Here is an 18,531-nt window from a genome sequence, read left to right as displayed (position 1 = left end):
AGTTCGTGTCCTTCCACAGGTGGGGGCAGGGTGACCGACACCAGCCGGACGAGCCCTCCCGGCAGTTGGTGAGCGGACGAGTCGGGTCGGGTTCGGCTGGTGCGTGTCGCCCGTTCAGTCGTTCTCGGGGAACCCCATGTTCAGCGAGCTACGCGTCGAGGTCACCCACCGTGAGGTGACCGCCTTCTGACGGGTGAAGAACGCGAACCCTTCCGGACCGTAGGCGGGAGCATCACCGAGAAGTGAGTCCTTCCAGCCGCCGAAGGCGAAGTAGGCGACGGGAACGGGAACCGGGACGTTCACTCCGACCATGCCCACCTGAACCTCGCGTTCGAAGCGTCGGGCGGCGCGGCCGTCGTTGGTGAAGATGGCCGTTCCGTTTCCGAACTGGCCGGAGTTGATGAGACGTAGCCCTTCGTCGAGGTCCTTCACGCGGACCACCGCGAGCACGGGGCCGAAGATCTCGTCCTCGTACGCCTTCGAGGTCGTCGGAACCCTGTCCAGGAGCGTGGGGCCGAGCCAGAAACCGTTCTCGTGGCCGTCCACCCGGCATTGGCGACCGTCCAGCAGCACTGTGGCGCCGTCGCGTTCGGCGATGTCGATATAGCTGGCCACCCGGTCCCGGTGTTGGCGGGTGATCAGCGGGCCCATGTCAGGGTCGGTGCGACCGTCGTCGACGCGCAGCCTCGCGGCCCGCTCCTGGATCCGCGCGTTCAGCTCGTCGGCGATCGACTCCTCGGCAAGGACGACCGAGATGGCCATGCATCTTTCTCCCGCCGACCCGAATCCACCGGACACCGCCTGGTCGGCGGCTGCGTCGAGGTCGGCGTCGGCGAGCACGAGCATGTGGTTCTTCGCGCCACCGAAGGCCTGAACGCGCTTGCCGACCCGAGCCGCGGACTCGTAGATCGAACGCGCCACCGGCGTCGACCCGACGAAGGAGACCGCCTGTACGTCTGGGTGGTCCAGCAGGGTTTCGACAGCGACGCGGTCGCCTTGGAGAACGTTGAACACCCCGTCGGGGAGCCCGGCGGCCTTCCAGAGCTCGGCCAGCCAGATCGCAGCCGACGGCACCCGCTCACTCGGCTTGAGCACCACCGTGTTGCCGACGGCGATCGCGATGGGGGTGAACCACAGGGGCACCATCGCCGGGAAGTTGAACGGGCTGATCACGGCGACCACACCGAGTGGCTGCCGCACCGAATGCACATCGACGCCGGTGGACACGTTCTGTGCGTAACGTCCGCTGGTCAGGTGTGGGAACGCTGTCGCGAGGTCGACGACCTCAAGTCCGCGCTGCACCTCGGCCGCCGCGTCGGACACGGCCTTGCCATGCTCACTGGTGATGATCCGCGCGAGTTCCTCCTTACGGCTGTTCAGCAGCTCGCGGAACCGGAAGACCACCGTCTGCCGTCTGGCGGCCGACAGCTGAGACCATTCCTCGAAGGCGCGCCTGGCCGCCTCGACCGCGGCGGCAGTCTCGGTGGCGTCGGCCAGAACCACCTCTTTCGTGGCCTCCCCGAGCGCAGGGTCGAAGACGGCCGCCCGGCGCGCGGTTTCGCTGATCACCCGACGTCCGTTGATCCAATGTCCGAGCGTCGGCTTGTTCGAGTCACTCATGTTTGATCCTCCAGTTCGGTTGGCAGGTTGAGTTACCGGCCCGACGTTCCGGCCGGCCGGCCCGCCTCGGGCGTGCGTGGGGCGGTGTTCAGTACGCGCCGGCCAGTCCCTCGACCAACCGGGCTGCGGACAGCGCTCGTTCCTCGTCCAGGGCCACGCACTGCATCCCGACCGGGAGTCCTCGCTCGTCGGTCCCGAAGGGAACCGTGACCGCGGCCAGTGGGGACCAGTTGACGGGCGCGCAGAAGCGGGTCAGTTGGCGGCTGGCACCGGTGAGTTCGGCGCGCGGACGCGAGTCGTCGTCGACGGCAGTACGCAACGGCGCGGTGGTCGGGACGGTCGGCAGCACGAGCGCGTCGCACACCGAGAAGACCGCCACCAGACGCTCGGCCAGGCGCGTGAGGGTCTTCCACGCGGCCAGCAGGTCAGCCGCGGTGTGCTGCGCCGCCGCGTCGAGAACGGTCCTGAGGCCACGGCTGTAGAGTCCCCGTTCCGCCGGATACCAGCCGGCTGCGTGGTGAGCCTGGTAGGCATCGGCGAAGAGCGGGACCAGCCGGACGGGATACCACTCGTCGAAGGCCGGGACCTGGACCGTTACCGTCGACACCCGGCTGTGCCGCGCCAGGCTCTCGCCGAGGTGCTCGTAGGCGATGCCGACCGCGGACTCCACGTCGCCGAGGTCCGCCGGGGACAGGATGCCGAGGCGGTCCATGTCGACGGCGGTCGCCGGTCGCCCCGACATGGCGGACCAGAGGACTGACAGGTCCCGCACGTTCGCCGCCAGGGGACCGCACGAGTCGGCTATCGGCGACAGCGGGATCTGGCCGGTCATGTCGACCGAGTGGGTACGCGGCTTCAGGCCGGCGACGCCGCAGAGCGCTGCCGGGATCCTGATCGATCCGCCGGTGTCGGTGCCGAGTGCTCCCAGGACCTCCCCGGCGGCGATCGCGGCTGCGGACCCTCCGCTGGAACCGCCCGCGATGCGGGTGAGGTCGTGGGGATTACGCGTCGTCGGCGTGACGGTTCCCATGGCCATCTCGTGGGTGTGCGTCTTGCCGATCAGGACCGCTCCGGCGGTACGCAGCGTTCGTACCACCGCCGCGTCGTGATCCGCTTCCGGTGCGCCGCTGAACAGACGCGACCCTGCCCGGGTCGGCATCCCCGCCACATCGATGACGTCCTTGACGGCGAGGGGGATACCGAACAGCGGTGAGCGAGGCTGGTATCCGACGTCCAGCATGGCATCGAGTTCGGCCGCTCGCGCCCTGGCCTGCGCGGCGTCGATGTGGGCGAACGCGTGGACGTGCCGCTCGATTTGCGCGCAACGGTCGAGCGAGGTCTCCACGAGTTCGGTCACTGTCACGGATCCTGCGCGCAGCCTCCGCGCCGACTCGACGATCCCCTGGTGGCTCTCCCCTGAACCGGGCTTGACGCATCCGGCCGCGGCAACGGGCACCGACCGTCGAGGCCCTGGCGCTCCTCGAGGCGCTTTGACAGTAATCGGCTTCAGCCTTTCCGTGTAAGGGTTCCGGGGCTCAGACGTCCAGGGACTTCTCTCCGGGGACCCAGTAGAGGATGCGGCGACGCACGAGTCGGACGATCACGTTCAGCGTGATGCCGACCGCGCACAGGATCAGCAGGCAGGCGAAGACGGCACCGGTGTTCATCCGGTACTGCGCCTGGAGGATGAGCACTCCGAGGCCCGCCTGGGCACCGACGAACTCCCCGACGATCGCGCCGAGGGTGGAGAAGACCACGGCCATCTCGAAACCCGTGAAGATGCTGGGCAGGGCGCTGGGAAGCAACAGCTTGCGCCTGATCTGTCCCCGGGTGGCCCGGTGCACCTTGAACAGCGCGATGTGCTCGGCGCTCACACTTCTGATTCCCGACATCGTGCCGAGGAGCACTGGGAAGAACGCGAGCAGCGCGACCACGACGACCTTCGAGGTCAGCCCGAACCCGAACCAGATGACGAACAGGGGCGCGATGGCGACCTTCGGGATCGACTGAATGGCGACGATGTACGGGTAGATCATGCGGTGCAGGATGTCGACCTCGACCAGCACGACCCCGAGCACCAGGCCGAGCACGGTTCCGATCGCCAGCCCGCTGAACGCCTCGATGAGCGTGACCTGGGTGTGGTAGAGGAAGCTCCTCGTCGCGCCGGGATCGGTCAACGCCTGGAGGACTTCACCGAGCGGCGGAAAGATGAACGACGGGATGCCGAGTGCCCTGGGCACGTACTCCCAGGCCACGAGGAGCACCACCAGGAAGGCGAGCGGCGGAAGGTGCCGCCGGGACGCGACCCCACGGCTCTTGGCGGAACCATGGGCGCGGGACGGTGTCATCACGCGGGTCGTAGTGGTGCTAGCCATTCTTTCGCTCCCCGTTGAAGTGCTGCCTGATCTTGTCGGCGGCCTCGCCGAACTTCGGGTCGGTGAGGATCTCCGGTCCTCGCTTGCGGCCGAACGGCACCTCGATGACGTCCACGATGCGTCCGGGGCGCGGGCTCATGACCACCACCCGCTGTGACAGGTACACCGCCTCCGAGATGCTGTGGGTGATCAGTAGGGCTGTCTTCCCGCTCTGCTCCCACACCGAGTTGAGCTGGACGTTCAACTGCTCCCTGGTGAGGGCGTCCAGAGCCCCGAACGGCTCGTCCAGCAACAGCAGGGACGGGTCGTGCACCAGGGCCCGGCAGATCGCGGCGCGCTGCTGCATACCCCCGGAGAGTTCGTTGGGGTAGGAGTCTGCGAATTCGTCCAGCCCCACGAGCGCGAGCAACTCGTGGGCCCGCTCCCGGTGTGCCGGCGTCGGCTTCTCGTTGAGCTCGACGGGAAGCAGCACGTTCTCGATGATCCTGCGCCAGGGGAGCATCACCGATCCCTGGAACGCGATGCCGATGTCGTTGCGGGGGCCGGTGATGGGTGCTCCCCCCAGCAGGGCATCGCCAGCGGTGCGCTGTTCCAGGCCGGCAAGAATCTTCAGCAGCGTGGTCTTACCGCATCCGCTCGGTCCGACGACTGACACGAACTCGCCCTCGGCGATGTCCAGGTCTATCCCGTCGAGCGCCACCGTGGCGCCCTTCTTCGTCTCGTACCGTTTACTCAGGTCGCGGATGGAGATGAGCGGCCGGGTGTGTGCACCTTCCTCGTTCGTCGGCAGGCGCTGTGCCGTCGTGCTCATGCTGCTACCCCCAGTTCGGAATAGATTTCGAGTGCGTTGTCCTTGAGCACCCGTTCGGCCAGCCACACGGCCCGCTCGCCCGCCCACAGGTTGTTCGACCGGCCGTGCTCGAGCGCCCGGGCGACGGCCCATCGTCCGTTGCGGACGGCGGCCACGTGCATCTCGGGCAGCCCGGTGTCGGTACCGAAGATGACCTTGTTCGCGGGCAGGAACTCGAGCCACTCGTTGAGTCGACTCACGAGGTGCGTGCGGTGCAGGTACGGCATCCAGGAGAAGTCCAGGTAGACGTTGCCGTAGGTGTGCGCCATGATCGCGGTTTCGCTGCAGTAGGGGTAGCCGCCGTGGATCAGCACGAACGGGATCCCGAAAAACTCGGGTTGATCGAACACGGACTGGAGCAGCCGGGGGCGGGCCCCCGCGTAGGCCATGCCGGGTTCGCCGTGTCCCGACCCGACGTGGATCTGTACGGGGAGCCGCCACGTCGCGATCTGGCGCAACACATGGAAGGCGATGTAGTCCTCGTAGAGCGCCCGGTCCTCGAACGAACCCGCGACGGCGCGGTTCCACGCGGACTCAGCCTCCCGGTAGCCGCGCGGCACGAACGCGAGGCTCCGCGTGTACGCAGAGGCGATCTTGAAGCCGACGGCACCGGTGGCGACGACGTGCCTGATCGACGAGGTCAGGAACTCCAGGTAGGCCGCGAAGGACGTGGGAGCCTGGTCCAACCCGAGCTCGTTCAGTCGCGCCTGGAGATCAGCCCGGAACCGTGCGGTGAAGGATTCGACCTCCTCGCCGCGTCGCCCGGTTCGCCCGAGGGGAAACGGGTAGAGGTACCCGTCGATCCGCATCACCCACCGGTAGCGCGGTGAGTCGGCGAGTTCCTCGGGCACAGCTCGTACATCGGTCAGGACGACGGGACAGTTGACCAGATCGAGCGTCCGGTCGAAGAGCGCGCGGACGTCGCTCCGAGCGCGGGGCGAGCGGTAGTCGAAGCCGACCTGGGCGTCCAGGAACCTGTGTCCATCGGCGAGGCTCTCCGCGAAGACCGTGGTCTCCCGATACCGGAGGGCGCGCTGGAGCAAGCCGCTGATCCCATACGTCCCTTCGAGGTCCGCCAGCTCGGCCGCGTCCTGGCGGCGCTCGGCGTCGAGCCAGCGTGTGTACGCATCGGGACCGATCCGGCCCTCGACGTAACCGCGGGCGTACGCCTTCTCGTGACTGTCGGCGTCTCGAAGCCGGCCCCGGGAATCCTGATAGGTGTCCATGCCAATATGACAGTGGTGGTCGACGACGGGGATTGCCTGCAGGTCATCGAGGATGGTCATGGCTCGGTCCCTTCGTGGGTCCGGATCACGGCTTCCACGTCTGCGCCTCTTTCAGCACGCTCGGCGCGTCGAAGGCGTTGTACTCCGGCACGAGATCGTTCGCGTAGAGCGGCGTGGGATCGAGCTTCTTCTTCACGATGCCGGCCGTGAGGGCAAAGTCCAGCCATGCCTGAACCGCCCCGTCGGGGTACCTCCCCCAGCTCGAGTTGGCCGCCGGGTCACCGGCGGTCAGCCGCTCGAGTCGTGCGCGGAATGCCGTCAGGTCGGTGTCGAGCTGATCCTCGAGTGACTTGCCCGCCACCCGTGTCTCGGGATACTCCGAGTACATCACCTGAAGGGCGGCGGCCGGGTTCTCCGACGCGAAGACCGTAGCCTTGGCCATGGCCCTGCCGAAGCTGGCCACGGTCTTGGACTCGTTTTTCAGGAAGTCCGGTGTCACGAAGAAGGTCGTGGAGAACAGCGGGTCGATCTTGTCGTGGCTGAAGAACCGCAGTTTCATGCCGGACTTCTCCATCGCGGCGTACTCGGTGTCCCACAGCGAGAGGGCGTCGACCTTCCCCGAGCGCAGCGCCTGCAGAGCCGGCGCGCCGGTACCCGTGGCCACGAAGTCGACGGCGTCGGCGTCGACCCCGCCGAGCTGGAGGATTCCCTCGGCGAGCAGCACGTTGCCACTGCCCAGACTGTCGGCGCCGATCGTGGCGCCGGCGAAGTCACCGAGGTCCCGGATCGGTGAGTCGGCGCGCACGGCGATGCTCCCGGTGGGAGCCCGGAGATAGTTGTAGACCATCACCAGTTCCTCGCCGGACTTGCCGCGCTCGGCCAACTGGTAGATCGGTTCCGACGTGGAACTGCCGATGTCGATCTGACCGGTCAGGGTGCTCTGCACGCTCTCCGCGCTACCGCCGGTCGTGACGAACTCGACGTCGAGGCCCTCGTCGGCGAAGTAACCCAAGCCCTGCGCGACAGCGATCGGGCTGTTGTTCGGCCCCATGATCGTGGGCACACCGACCGAGATCTTTTTGAGCCCCTTCGCCCCGTCGGCCCCGCGGGAGCCACCGGGAGGAGCGATACAGCCGGCAAGCAACACGATCAACAGCGGGCTGAGAAGAGCAGCGACTGAGGCTCGCCTTCGGCGCGTGATTGGCATCCTGACCACCTTTGCTCGGCTCCAACTTCTGGCCTGTTTCATGATGTGGGCACCCTGTCTACATCGTGACGACAGCGACCCTAAGGCCGCGCCGGACGGGTGTCAACAACTCGATCAAAGGTCTGACCAGGGCGGTAGCCGCCAGGAACCCCGGGCACGCACCCCCGGCTCCGCCGAGGCCCAGGCCAGCCACCTTCACCGAACCGGAGGCGCGTGTTACGATGTGGGCACACTGCCTACATCGCGTCAACAGTACTCCGGGCCATGGAGATAAATGTCAATGACTTCCATCAAGGTGCTCGACAAGGCGGTGGCGGTCCTGGACCATCTCGCCCACGCGGGGCAGGCCACGCCGGCGGAGATTTCCACGGCGATCGACGAACCACGCGGAACGGTCTACCGCCTGATCCGCAACCTCGTGCAATACGGCTATCTCGAGCCGACCCCGGATGGAAGCTCGTTCCATCTCGGCGGACGCCTCTTCGAGCTCGGCACAATCGTCGCGGCTCGCTTCGCGGACCTGCAGTCCGCCGCCAAGCCCGCGATGGAACGCCTGAGTCGCGAGACCGGACAGACGATCTTTCTCACGGTACGACGGGGACTGCGCGCCGTGTGCATCGAGCGACTCGACGGACAACAGATCCAGGTAATGATCCTGCCTCGAGGGGGGTCGGTTCCGCTCCACGGCGGCTCAGGCGCGCGCGTCCTCCTCGCCTACGCGGACCCGCAGGTCCAGCAGGAATTCCTCGGCCAGCCGTCGCTCGACCTCTTCACGCCGTCGACCCCTGCCGCCGACGCTCTGCGAGACGAGCTCGTGAAGATCCGGGGCAACGGGTACTGCGTCTCAGTCGATGACGTCGTGCCGGGGATCGCCGCCGTCGGAGCGCCCATATTCGATCAGAAACACGAATTCAGAGCCGCGATCTCGGTCGCTGGCCCCGTCCCGTCGGTCGTCGACGAAATGTCCGAGCGCACGCGGACACTCGTGATCCAGGCGGCTACCGACGTATCCGGGGCTCTCGGTTGTCGCTCGTACGCGGAGGCGGTCCGGAAGGCCGCTTCACCGCCCGCCTGATCTGACAACGGATGACGGCCGTGGCGGCGGTGGTTGGAGAGTCTGGCGGAGCGCTTCGACCGGTTCCTGCGAATGCTTTCGAGCGAAGGCGTGGCCGAGCCGGGCGACATCGTCGCCGTCTGGGAGGCCGCCATCGCCCACCTGATGACGACCACGGTCGCCGGCAAGGCGGACGACGATGCGTGGCGAGGCTTGTGTCGTCGTCGCCCATCCGCTCGCGCAGCCGCGCGGCGTCGTCCAGCAGCGCGTCCGACCGGTGTACGGCGGGGACGGGCGCCTCCGGGTGCAGCCTGGTGATCTGGTTGAGGTAGCCCTCCAGGATCGCCTGCTCGACCGAGCGCGCGTCGAGCATGTGGAAGGTGAGGGTGAGCAGCTTCCGGTCGCGCAGCCAGGGGTCGGCGGCGAGCACCGGCTCGGCCAGGCCGCGCACCTGCCGGGCGTCGGGGTTGTGCTGGAGGATCTCCCGCAGCACCGGCATGAAGTGCGACTTGCCGGAGCCGAACGAGCCGTGCAGGAACACCGCCTGCGACCGGCCCGTCGTCACCGCGTGACCGATGCGCGCAGCGAATCCTAGTGCCCGGCCACCTCCCGTCCCAGCCGAGCGCGTCCGTGCCGTGGTCAGCCTCCGGTGGCGGCGATGAAGATGAACCACAGGATCGGCATGCCGACGAAACAGATCACCCCGCCGACCCGGGCCGAGCGAGTGCCGCCGCCCCCGATGCGGGGCTGGCCGACGAGGCTGATCGTGAGGTAGCCGGCGAAGAATGCCAGTGCCGGTAGGCCGCAGAGGGACCAGGGCACGAGCTGCCACGGGATACGACCGAATTCGGTGTCGGGGCTGACGGCGAACATCAGCAGGGACGCGCAGGTGCCGACCGCCGCAACGGCGGTGTAGACGAGGGCGTTGCGGGCCAGCGGCGTGAGGCTGGGCAGCAGCGGCGGTTGGGCGGCACGCCGGTGGGCGGCTTCCGCGGCGGCGTCGGCCGCGTCGGCGGCGGTGCCGGCGCGGCGCAGGGCATCCGCGGGGTCGGCCACGGGGCTGGGCGCGATCGCGCCGACGTGCGGCTCAGGCAGGCGGAGGGTGGCCGCCAGCGCCACGAGGTGGTGCCGCTGCGCGGTGAGCCGATGGGTGAGGTGGTCGACGGCGGCCCGCCCGCTGCGGCTGGCGGCGGCAGTCTGCTCCATGCGGGCGCGTTCGTCGCCCAGCAGGGCTGCCAGCCGGCGCGACTGTTCGGTGTAGGCGGCCCAGCCGCCGTCTCGGGGCATCGGGGTGAAGGGGTGGTCGCTCATGCGAGATCGTCGCCTTGGTCGAGGGTGCCTGGACGGACGTACGGGACGATGAGGGCGCGGCGGTTCTCGTGCCGGTCGATCAGCAGCGCCCGGTTGGGCCGGTACCGCCAGTCGGCCGCGTAGTCGCCGAGCAGCGAGCCCACGTCGTTCGCGGGCAGGTTGAGGGCGACCAGGCAGCCGATCTCGCCGCCAGTGGAGCCGATGTCGTCGGCGAAGCGGCTCAGGGTGCGCCACCAGCCGAGCAGGTGGAGGCCGTGGGTGGGCCCGTTGGCGAGCACGTCGCGCAGGTCGTCGCGCCCGGAACGGTAGGTGGTGGGGTCGCTGGCGGCCAGGAGGCTGCTGGCGCTGTCGGCGCCGAAGACCACCAGGTACGTCGTACCCCCGGTCGGCTCGCTCCCCGCGTTGCCCGACTGCGCGAGCTCCGCCAGTCGCGCCCGGAACTGGGCGGCCGTGACCGTCTCGCAGGAGTGCCCGGCGGCGGTGATCGCCGCGGCCGTGGCGTCGGCGGCGTCGTCGGCCGCCGCGACCAGCGGCGCGAGCAGGAACCGCGCGGTGTCGGGTGCGTGCTGGCGGGCCAGGCCGGCGGTCGCCGCGTACAGGATGTCGGCGCCGACCGGCGACGTGCCGAGCACGGCGAGGTGGCTGCCGGGGGTGGCCTCCAGGGTGAAGCCCGCGCTGGGCAGGCCCACGTCGACGGCCCGGCCGACCAGGGCCCGCCGGCGCCGCACGTCCGGTGTCAGGCGCACGAAGGTGGGATCCTGGTCGGGGTGCTGCTCGGCGTACCCGGCGAACACCGCCGGGGGCGCGTCGCCGGGTGGCCGGGCGTTCCAGAGCAGGTGCCGCTGGGCCGTCACCGATCCGGCGTCGGCGTTCGGGAACCGGATGACCCGGTTGGCGCCCGGGATGCCGGCGGCGGCGTTGACGACCGCTGCGCCGATCGGCAGATCGTCCGCGCCGTCGTTGAGCTCGTCGAGGATCCCGCCGCCACCGGCGAGCGCCACACGCAGCGGGAACTGCCCGAAGATCGACTCGGTCTTGGTGAACAGCGCCTCCACCCCGGAGATGGTCTGCGACGCCAGGATCAGGTGGATGCCGTACGAGCGGCCCTTGCGGGCCAACTCCTCCAGCAGGGCCACCGCCTGCCGGGCCACCGCGTCGTTGCCCTCGAACAGCACGTGGAACTCGTCGATCACCGCCAGCAGCCGCGGCATCGCCACGTCCGGCCGCCCCGCGCGCAGGTCCGCCAGTTTGGTCACCCCGGCCCGCTTCAGCTCGGTCGCCCGCCGAGTCATCTCCCGCGACAGCGCCCGCAGCACCGCCAACCCGTACTCGCGGTCGGACTCGATGCCGACCGTGCGGGCGTGCGGAATCCACGACGGGTCCACCGCGGTCGGGGTGAACTCCGCGAACGACACGCCCTCCTTGAAGTCGAGCAGGTACAGGCCCAGTTCGTCCGGCGAGTACCGCGACGCCAGCCCGTAGAGCACGTCGAGCAGGAACACGGTCTTGCCCGACCCGGTGCGCCCACCGACCAGCCAGTGCGGCGTCGCGTCGTCCAGCGCCAGCACGCAGTCGGCGCGGCCCTCCCGGCCCACCACCGTCCGCAAGCCCTGCGCCGACGACTCCTGCCAGATCTCGGCTGGCATCAGCGCCGCGAAGTCCGTCGACGCCTGCACCCGCGCGGACTTCGCGAGCCTGCGGCAGACCGCCTCCACCAGGTCGTCCGGCGGCCCGGCGGCCAACCGCACCGGCACCGGCAACCCCGAGCCGTCGGCGCCGAACCGGTGCGGGCCCGGCGGGTCCGACACCGCGAACGCGCCACCACCCACGGCGGTCAGGTGGGTGCAGTTCTCCAGCCGCGGTGCCGCTTCCAGCCCCGGGTGCTGCGGCGGCGGGTACCCGGCGAGCAGCAGGAACACGCCCGCCGCCGGCCCCGCGTGCGCGATGGCCGCCAGCCTCGACCACTCCGTCCGCCCGGCGCCCTCAGGCGGCGCCGCGACGCACACCAGCAGCACCGACGGATCCGACGCGCCGGCCTGGGCGCGCTCGATGCGCTCCTCCGCCTCGGCCAGCACCTGCTGGAAACCCGGCAGGTCGGTCGCCGGCCGTGGCCACGCCTCCGCGTCCACCATCGCCCGGAACGGCCCGAACACCGCGCCCAGCGTCGCGCCGTCCACCGCGGCCACCCGTAACGCGCCATCGGGCAGCGCGGCCAGCGCCCGCAGCAGCACACCGCGAAGCCACCGGGCCACGGCCGGGTCGCGGGCGTCCGCGTCGATCGCCAGGTGCCCGGCGCCGACGAACGGCACCACCACCGGGAAACCGGCTCCGGCGCCGGCCGACGCGTCCCCCAGCCGGACCGGCAGCGGACGGCCGACCGCCGCGTCGACCCCGGTGGGCAGGTCGGCGGCCGATTCCCAGCGGCAGCCCAGCCAACCCGGGGTCAACGCGGCGGCGAGCTGCCGCATGCCGGCGGCCAGCCGCTGGGCCTCCGCTCCGGCCTGCGACGACGGGCCGACGGTGGCCGCCGCGTCCCGCAACCGGGCACGGGCGGCCTCCACATGCGACACGGCCTCCCGGTGCGCCGCCACTGCCCGCCCGAACGCCGACGCCACCGACTCCACAAACGACTCCCCAAGCCCATGGATCACGGCCACCCGGCCGACCCTATCCACAATCGCCACGGCGCGTCAGACCCGGGTCACCGTCCGATGTGTCGAGATGGTCAATCGAGCCGCAGGGCGGCCACCGCCTCCACCAGGGTCACCGCGCCGGTGAGTGCCCGCGCGCCGGCCTCCTCGGCCAGCCAGAACTGGCAGCCGGCCCGGTCGACGCGTACGGCGACGACCTGCCCGGCGTACCGTCGCGCGAGCCGGCGCAGCAGCGACGCCGGGTCGCCGACCGCCCCCGGTGCGGTGGCCGTGGGCGCCGGCACCGGCCGGTCCGGGTTCCGGGGCACAGCCTCCAGCAGCGCGCCGCCCAGCCGGTCGAGGCAGTCCGCGACGGCGGTCTCGGGGCTGGGCCACCAGGGTTGGGCGAGGCCGAGCGGCGCGTCCCGGGGCACGATGTCGAGCTGCCACCGGACGCCGTGCAGCCGGGTCGGGTCGGCGGTGTCGCGCCGATGATCGCAGGCGGTGACGGCGACGGCCAGGTCCAGCCCGGCCGCGAGCCGCACCAGGTCGGCCACCGGCGGCACGTCCGGCGGCTGCGCCAGCACGACGAGCCGGGCGCCGGGCGCCCCGCGGGCGGCCGCCGCGACGTAGCGCGCCGCCAGGTCGTCGTCGGGCCGGTCGAGGGTCACGGTGCCCTCCAGCAGGTCCTGGCCGAGGCAGAGGCCGCCGGGCTGGTCGAGCCGGATCAGGTGCTCCGGGCGTACGCCGAAGGGGGCCGCCAGCCGCGCGGCCCGGTAGTGCTCGCGGAGCTGGACGACCGGCGCACCGTTCGGTTGCGCGCCGATCCGGGTCGCCGGCTCACCGGCGACCGGCTGCCACAGGCGGTGGGTGACCCGGGTGAGGTCGGTGACGGTCAGGGTCACCGCCGAGTAGACGCGGCGGCTGCCCCCGCAGGCGGGGCAGGGGCCCCACCCGGGGGCCATCCCGGCGCCCGCGCAGTCCGGGCAGTCCGGGTCCGGGCCGGCGGCGCCGACCCGGCAGGCACAGCGGCGCAGCCGGCTGCCGGGCCGGCAGTCGGGGCAGTCCCGGTGGGTGATGGGTGCGCCCCACCAGGCCGGGTCCGGCGGCTCGGTCACCCGCAGCAGCGCGGTAGTCGTCCACCGGACGATCTGCCCGGTGTCGTGCTCGTGCAGCACCTCGACGCGCCCACCGGGCCGCAGCAGGGTGTGCCACCAGCGACCGTCCCGCCAGATCGCCTGCGCGCCGGGCCCGCCGGCCAGGTCGGTGAGGATCCGCCCGCCGAGCGCGGCCACGTCCACGTCGGCCGGCGCGGCGGGCACGCCGAGCGACGACCGCACCGTGTACGCGGGCGCGGTCAGCCCGGACTCGGCGAGCCCGGCCAGCGCGGCGGCGACCGTGGTGTCCACGACGGCGGCCGGCAGGTCAAAACCCTGCCGGCGCGGCGCGTCCGGCACGTCCCCGCCCGGCAGCTCGAACCGGACGTCCCAGCACACCTGGTCGTGCCGCCGCCGGGCCTCCACGACCAGGTCGAGGTGGAGCAGCCCGGCCACCCCGCAGAGCCAGCCGAGGTGCCGCCCCGGCGCGGGCGGCGGGGGCGGCTCGGCGGCCCGGCCGAGCAGCACCACCCAGGGCGTGTGGTCCGCGCGGGCCAGCGCCTCGGCCTCGGCCGCGTACCGTTGGTCGGCGGGCAGGTCCGGCCGCCACGTCCGGGGCAGCCAGAGCAGCGGCGCGTCCAGCGCCGGGCCGGTCGGGGAGATCCCGCCCACGTCCCGCGCGCCGACCCGCGCGGCCAGCCGGGCCGCGACCCGCCGCAGCGGCACCTCCCACAGCCCGTCCGGGCTGCGCACCGGGGTGAACCGGCCGGGCCGGAACCGCTCGGAGGCCACCGCGCCGGTGTCCAGGTTGACCACGGACACCACCACCTCCGCCCGCCGCCGGCCGGTCCGTTCGCACCTCGGGCACGGTACGGCGACACTGCCGTCACCCCGACACAGCCGGCACTCGCGGTACGGTTCGTCGGCGTAGGCGTCCCCCTCGACCAGCAGCCGGTCGCCGCCGTCGGTGCACCGGCACCGCTGGACCTGGAACGTCAGCCCCGAGCAGTCCGGGCAGGCGACCGTCGGCACCCGGTTCACCGGGATACCAGCCGGCGGGCGCAGGGGCCGTCGTGGTCGGCCCGGAGCACGCACCGCCGGCCGCCGGGCAGCAACAGGTCGCAGAAGACCCGATGCCGTACGCCCTGCGCGTCCTCGGCCGACACGGTGATCTCCCCGGGGTCGGTCTGGGGCAGGATCAGCGTCCACCGGGCCACCACCCGGGCGATCCGCTGCGCCGCGGGCAGGTCCGTCGCGACCACCGGCAGGTGCACCACCCAGCGTCGGGTCACCGCCCGCTCCCCCGCTCGTTGCGCCACTGCCCCGCCGAGCGGGCCCGGGCCTGCTCGGACTGCCAGCGGCGCAGCGCGTCCCGGATGCGGTCGGTCTCCTGGCGACTGCGGGACAGCGCGTCGTAGACCGTCGCGAGGTCGCCGGCCACCCGGTCGAGGAACAGCGCCACCTCGTCCGGGTCCACGCCCCGCCGGCCGAACGGGCTGCGGCTGAACCGCCGTTCGCGCACCTGCCAGGGGCGCAGCGGTTGGTAGGAAGCGGACCGGTAGCAGGTGGCGGCCGGCACCGGCCGCTCGCGGCGCCCGAGCCGCCGGAAGAGAACACGCATGGGTACCTACCTCTCGAACGTGGATGCCACCTGGACGGTGGGGCCGTCGACCCTCCGCGCATCGACGGACCCACCAGCACCTACCACCGCAGCCTCCAACCAGCAGTACGACAGCAGGGCAGCTCAGGGGCTGTCGAGCCACGCGAACTCGATCACTCAACCGACTCGCAGCCTCACTCATCGTGCACCGACACAGTTCCTTTACGCAACTCCCGATTCAGTCCGGGGTCGTTGCGCACTCCGCCCTGGCGGTCCACAATGCTCGACATGACTGGAAGCCCGACCGTCCGTCGGCGACGCCTCGCCGCAGCCCTACGCCGCCTGCGGGAGCAGACCGGCATGACCGCCGACCAGGCGGCCAAGGAGATCGGCATTTCGAAATCCGCGCTGAGCCGGATCGAGAACGCGCAGGTCTCCGTGATGCCACCGGTTGCCCGCGGCTTGCTTGAGCTGTACGGCGTGGAAGGAGACGAGGTCGACGCGCTCGTCCAGGTGGCTCGGGACGCCCGCAAGCGCGGCTGGTGGCAGGCGTACGACGACGTGCTGCCGGCGTGGTTCGAGGTCTACGTCGGACTGGAGGCCGAGGCGTCGGAGATCAGGGCCTTCCAGCCGCAACTGATCCCGGGGCTGCTTCAGACCGCCGACTACGCGCGTGCCGTGATCCGCGCAGAGCACCCGGACGCTCCCACAGAGGAGGTGGAGCGCCGAGTTGAGCTGCGGATGCGCCGGCAGAACAGCGATACCCCGCCGAAGCTCTGGGTGGTGCTGGACGAGGCAGCCCTACGGCGGCCGATCGGCGGCGCCGACCACTTCAAGGCGCAGTTGCGGCGACTGGTCGAGGAGGCCGATAGGCCCGGCAACACCATCCAGATCCTGACCTTCGCCGCTGGCGAGTACGGGTCGATGGGCAGCGCCTTCAGCTTGCTGGCCTTCCCGGAGCCCGCCGACCCCGGGGTTGTCTACGTCGAAACCCGCGCGGGTAGCCTCTATCTCGAAGGCCAACAGGTCAGGGAATACAGCCGAGTCTTCGAGCACGTGGTCGCCACGGCTGCCAGCGCTCGAAAGTCACGCGACCTGATCCATGGGGCGATCGACGAGCTATGAGAGGACGGCGCGGGTGGAAGAGGTCGGCATGACCCGCGTGACCTGGCGGAAAAGCACCCGCAGCAATGGCTCCGGCGACTGCGTCGAGGTCGCCGACGGCCTGACAGACATGGTGGGACTGCGAGACAGCAAGGACCCGAACGGCCCGGTCCTCACCTTCGATCCACAGGCTTGGGCGCGCTTCGTCGCTGGCGTAAGGCACGACTCGTTCATTCGCTGACGGGCACCGGTTGAGGTGCTGGCCAGGTCACCCGGACAGCACCTCGACCTCGTTACCGCTTCCCACCCCAGCCGGTCTGACCGATAAGCGACCCCGGGCTGACGTAGCGTGCATGATCCGGTACGGTCGCAGCGGAAACGACCGTTGCCGATCGGAGGAACGCGGTGGCATCGATCCAGGAGATCAAGGCCGGGATCAACCAGTTCGGCCGATCCACGCAGGAGCAGGTGGCGCAGCTCAGGGCGGTACACGACTCCATTGATCAGAGCCTGGCTCAACTGCGCGCCGTCACCAGCGGCACCGCCCATCCCCGGGTAGTTGAGGCAATCGCCCGGCTGGAGCAGGCCAAGGCGAAGATCAACGAGGCGTCACAACTCGCCGCCGGCTCCATCGAAGCGACCCGGCACTACGCTGCCAGCTTCTGACCCGAGGAGACACCGCATGCCACGCGTCATCGTGCCGGCCGGGCTGTCGATGGGTCCGCGCTACCGCTACGTCCGCCCGCCGGACCCGACGCCGGAGTGCTACGAGATTCACCTCGGCGACGACCTCGTGGAGTTGACCGAGACGGAGGCGGCGGTCTGGGCGGCGGCTTTCATGGACGCCGCTCGGCACGCAAAACTTGAGGTCGATCGTGAATCGCTGATCCGGCTGCTGGAGACGGCACCCAGCCCGGAGCCGCAGGCCCGCGAACTGGTCGACAGCTTGCTCCAGCGCGGGCTGCTGGTCGAGTTCGACACCGATGGCGACCTCGAACCCGTCTTCCGCCGTCACAAGCTGCTTCCCCTCGGAGAAGGACTCGGCTCCACGGCGGAGGAACCTCACCTGCACCGGATGGGTCACTCCGGCCAACCCAAGATCGCCGTTCCCGTCCAGGTCTACGCGCAATGGTCCTATGCGTTTCTTCACCCGAACCTCTGGGAAGCTTGCGCCTACTACGCGGATGAGTCCGAAGAGGCGCAAGCAGGTGAGGAGCTTCTCAACCTGACTCCCGCCGAGGTTGCGCGCGACACCGCTCTCAACCTGCCCGTCATGATTTCAACCGGCTGCGCGTTCCTGGACCCTGTCCTCGGTCAATGAGATACGGACGAAGGCAAAGGGCCACCCAGAAGAGGGAGAGGCCGTTTGCCCGGCGGCTGAAGTACGAGAGCGTCAAGGAGGCGCTGGGCAAGCTGGTCGAATGGGGTGGCGCCGCAGTCGGCATGCTTGTCGGTCTCGCCAGTGCCCGCTACGGCCTACCCGTGTCACCGACGGTCGCCTCCACTGGCGGTGCAGTCATCGGCGGCATGGTCGGCTCGCAGGGCAAAGCCCTGGTAGTTGCCGGGTTCGATCATCTCCGCGAACGCCGTGACCAGCGACGCGCAGCCGCTGCCCGCAGTGGCAGCGCAACGCCGCGTGTGCCTTCCAGCACAAGACACCGTGTATCGGGGGCTGCGAGTCACAGCGCGCTTCGCGGACCCCGGACGATGTCAGGCCGCCGGAGTAACGCGTCGAGCATCGCGGGGCAGGTCATCGGCGGGCTCGAAGATGTCATCGAGCAGGTCGACAAGACCACGAAGCGGCTCGCCGAAATCCACCGCAGAATGTGGGCGACCCATAACGCCCTGCTCGGCGTACTCGCCGGCAGCCGGCCCGAGATCGTCCGCAACACCGAGGCCAACCTGTCCAAAGCTCGTGGCCTCGTCCACGACTCGGCGGGGCTGCTAACGGCAGCGAAAGAGTCCCTGAGTGTCTACCGTACGCGGCTCTGACGCGCCGAAACGAGGCGGCGGGCGTCCGCAGGGCGGACGGCACTGGGTGGTCACCGCCGTCGGCATGCCCCTCGTGCCCGTGTTCGCGGTGCTTCTCTTCCGCCTTGGCGAACAGTACGAGGCGTGCGTTGCCGAGCACGGACTGGCGTCAACTGGCAGGGTCAACGGCGTGCCCGGCCCGTGTTACCAGGTCACCATGTGGACGGCCGGCATCGGGCTTGCCTTCTACGCCGCGGTGTTGGTGACCACCGTCGTCGGCTTCGTCCTCGGGGTCGTCAACGGACGGGCGAGGCGTACGTTCGCGTACGGCCGTTGGCTCTGCGTGGTCGTGGTTGGCCTTAGGGCTCGCAGATAATTAACTCGCCGGTTTGATCTTGGCGGCTTCTGCGTTGGCGATGAAGCTGACGATGTCGGTGGGCGTGTGGAACCGTGCTGTCGAGGCAATGGCCGTGTGGTCGTGGTGGT

The 18,531-nt window shown here is 70.4% G+C and carries 19 protein-coding genes; 8 read left to right on the top strand and 11 right to left on the bottom strand.

From position 1 onward, the window contains the following. Positions 1-114 precede the first annotated feature (114 nt). The 6 genes from ABGB16_RS21855 to ABGB16_RS21830 form a co-directional block, all read right to left on the bottom strand. Positions 115-1,620, bottom strand: a complete 1,506-nt coding sequence (locus ABGB16_RS21855) for a CoA-acylating methylmalonate-semialdehyde dehydrogenase (protein WP_347669955.1) — start codon at positions 1,618-1,620, stop codon at positions 115-117. An 88-nt stretch (positions 1,621-1,708) separates the two neighbouring features. Beyond that, complete coding sequence (locus ABGB16_RS21850) at positions 1,709-2,977, bottom strand: amidase (RefSeq protein WP_347669954.1); 1,269 nt, start codon at positions 2,975-2,977, stop codon at positions 1,709-1,711. Positions 2,978-3,155: 178 nt separating this feature from the next. After that, positions 3,156-3,995 (bottom strand): ABC transporter permease, encoded by an 840-nt coding sequence (locus ABGB16_RS21845; protein WP_347669953.1) that lies wholly within the window; start codon positions 3,993-3,995, stop codon positions 3,156-3,158. After that, entirely contained in the window at positions 3,988-4,806 is an 819-nt protein-coding gene (locus tag ABGB16_RS21840; RefSeq protein WP_347669952.1) for an ABC transporter ATP-binding protein, read from the bottom strand. The genes ABGB16_RS21845 and ABGB16_RS21840 overlap by 8 nt, the downstream gene beginning before the upstream one ends. Continuing rightward, positions 4,803-6,131 carry a hypothetical protein gene (locus ABGB16_RS21835; RefSeq protein WP_347669951.1) on the bottom strand — a complete coding sequence of 443 codons (1,329 nt, stop codon included), beginning with the start codon at positions 6,129-6,131 and terminating at the stop codon, positions 4,803-4,805. Before ABGB16_RS21835 ends, ABGB16_RS21840 begins: the two co-directional genes overlap by 4 nt. 25 nt (positions 6,132-6,156) lie before the next feature. Beyond that, complete coding sequence (locus ABGB16_RS21830; RefSeq protein ID WP_347669950.1) at positions 6,157-7,278, bottom strand: ABC transporter substrate-binding protein; 1,122 nt, start codon at positions 7,276-7,278, stop codon at positions 6,157-6,159. Between the two features lie 280 nt (positions 7,279-7,558). On the opposite strand from ABGB16_RS21830, the gene ABGB16_RS21825 reads away from it, so the two are divergent. After that, positions 7,559-8,353, top strand: coding sequence for an IclR family transcriptional regulator (locus ABGB16_RS21825; RefSeq protein ID WP_347669949.1), 795 nt, complete (start codon positions 7,559-7,561; stop codon positions 8,351-8,353). Positions 8,354-8,531: 178 nt separating this feature from the next. Next, positions 8,532-8,927: a hypothetical protein gene (locus ABGB16_RS21820; protein WP_347669948.1), complete on the top strand. Its 396-nt coding sequence runs from the start codon at positions 8,532-8,534 to the stop codon at positions 8,925-8,927. Between the two features lie 44 nt (positions 8,928-8,971). Here ABGB16_RS21820 and ABGB16_RS21815 read toward each other — a convergent pair whose 3' ends face one another. From ABGB16_RS21815 to ABGB16_RS21795, 5 genes are all read right to left on the bottom strand, one after another. Continuing rightward, positions 8,972-9,643, bottom strand: a complete 672-nt coding sequence (locus ABGB16_RS21815) for a hypothetical protein (RefSeq protein WP_347669947.1) — start codon at positions 9,641-9,643, stop codon at positions 8,972-8,974. Then, positions 9,640-12,111, bottom strand: a complete 2,472-nt coding sequence (locus ABGB16_RS21810) for an FtsK/SpoIIIE domain-containing protein (RefSeq protein WP_347669983.1) — start codon at positions 12,109-12,111, stop codon at positions 9,640-9,642. The genes ABGB16_RS21815 and ABGB16_RS21810 overlap by 4 nt, the downstream gene beginning before the upstream one ends. A gap of 257 nt (positions 12,112-12,368) precedes the next feature. Continuing rightward, entirely contained in the window at positions 12,369-14,402 is a 2,034-nt protein-coding gene (locus tag ABGB16_RS21805; protein WP_347669982.1) for a hypothetical protein, read from the bottom strand. A 5-nt stretch (positions 14,403-14,407) separates the two neighbouring features. Next, positions 14,408-14,662, bottom strand: coding sequence for a hypothetical protein (locus ABGB16_RS21800; RefSeq protein WP_347669946.1), 255 nt, complete (start codon positions 14,660-14,662; stop codon positions 14,408-14,410). Beyond that, positions 14,659-14,991, bottom strand: coding sequence for a DivIVA domain-containing protein (locus tag ABGB16_RS21795; RefSeq protein WP_347669945.1), 333 nt, complete (start codon positions 14,989-14,991; stop codon positions 14,659-14,661). The genes ABGB16_RS21800 and ABGB16_RS21795 overlap by 4 nt, the downstream gene beginning before the upstream one ends. A gap of 267 nt (positions 14,992-15,258) precedes the next feature. Between ABGB16_RS21795 and ABGB16_RS21790 the strand changes: the two genes are divergently transcribed. The 6 genes from ABGB16_RS21790 (at position 15,259) to ABGB16_RS21765 (ending at position 18,421) form a co-directional block, all read left to right on the top strand. Beyond that, positions 15,259-16,095: a helix-turn-helix transcriptional regulator gene (locus ABGB16_RS21790; protein ID WP_347669944.1), complete on the top strand. Its 837-nt coding sequence runs from the start codon at positions 15,259-15,261 to the stop codon at positions 16,093-16,095. Positions 16,096-16,108: 13 nt separating this feature from the next. After that, positions 16,109-16,315: a DUF397 domain-containing protein gene (locus ABGB16_RS21785; protein WP_347669943.1), complete on the top strand. Its 207-nt coding sequence runs from the start codon at positions 16,109-16,111 to the stop codon at positions 16,313-16,315. A 164-nt stretch (positions 16,316-16,479) separates the two neighbouring features. Continuing rightward, positions 16,480-16,740 (top strand): hypothetical protein, encoded by a 261-nt coding sequence (locus ABGB16_RS21780; protein ID WP_347669942.1) that lies wholly within the window; start codon positions 16,480-16,482, stop codon positions 16,738-16,740. A gap of 16 nt (positions 16,741-16,756) precedes the next feature. Beyond that, positions 16,757-17,395, top strand: coding sequence for a hypothetical protein (locus tag ABGB16_RS21775; protein WP_347669941.1), 639 nt, complete (start codon positions 16,757-16,759; stop codon positions 17,393-17,395). Continuing rightward, entirely contained in the window at positions 17,392-18,066 is a 675-nt protein-coding gene (locus ABGB16_RS21770) for a hypothetical protein (RefSeq protein WP_347669940.1), read from the top strand. Before ABGB16_RS21775 ends, ABGB16_RS21770 begins: the two co-directional genes overlap by 4 nt. Positions 18,067-18,130: 64 nt before the next feature. Next, positions 18,131-18,421, top strand: a complete 291-nt coding sequence (locus ABGB16_RS21765; protein WP_347669939.1) for a hypothetical protein — start codon at positions 18,131-18,133, stop codon at positions 18,419-18,421. The last annotated feature ends 110 nt before the right edge of the window (positions 18,422-18,531 follow it).

Origin of the sequence: Micromonospora sp. B11E3 (assembly GCF_039871625.1) — a bacterium.
Lineage (GTDB): Bacteria > Actinomycetota > Actinomycetes > Mycobacteriales > Micromonosporaceae > Micromonospora.
This window is presented reverse-complemented; position numbering and strand designations above follow the sequence as displayed.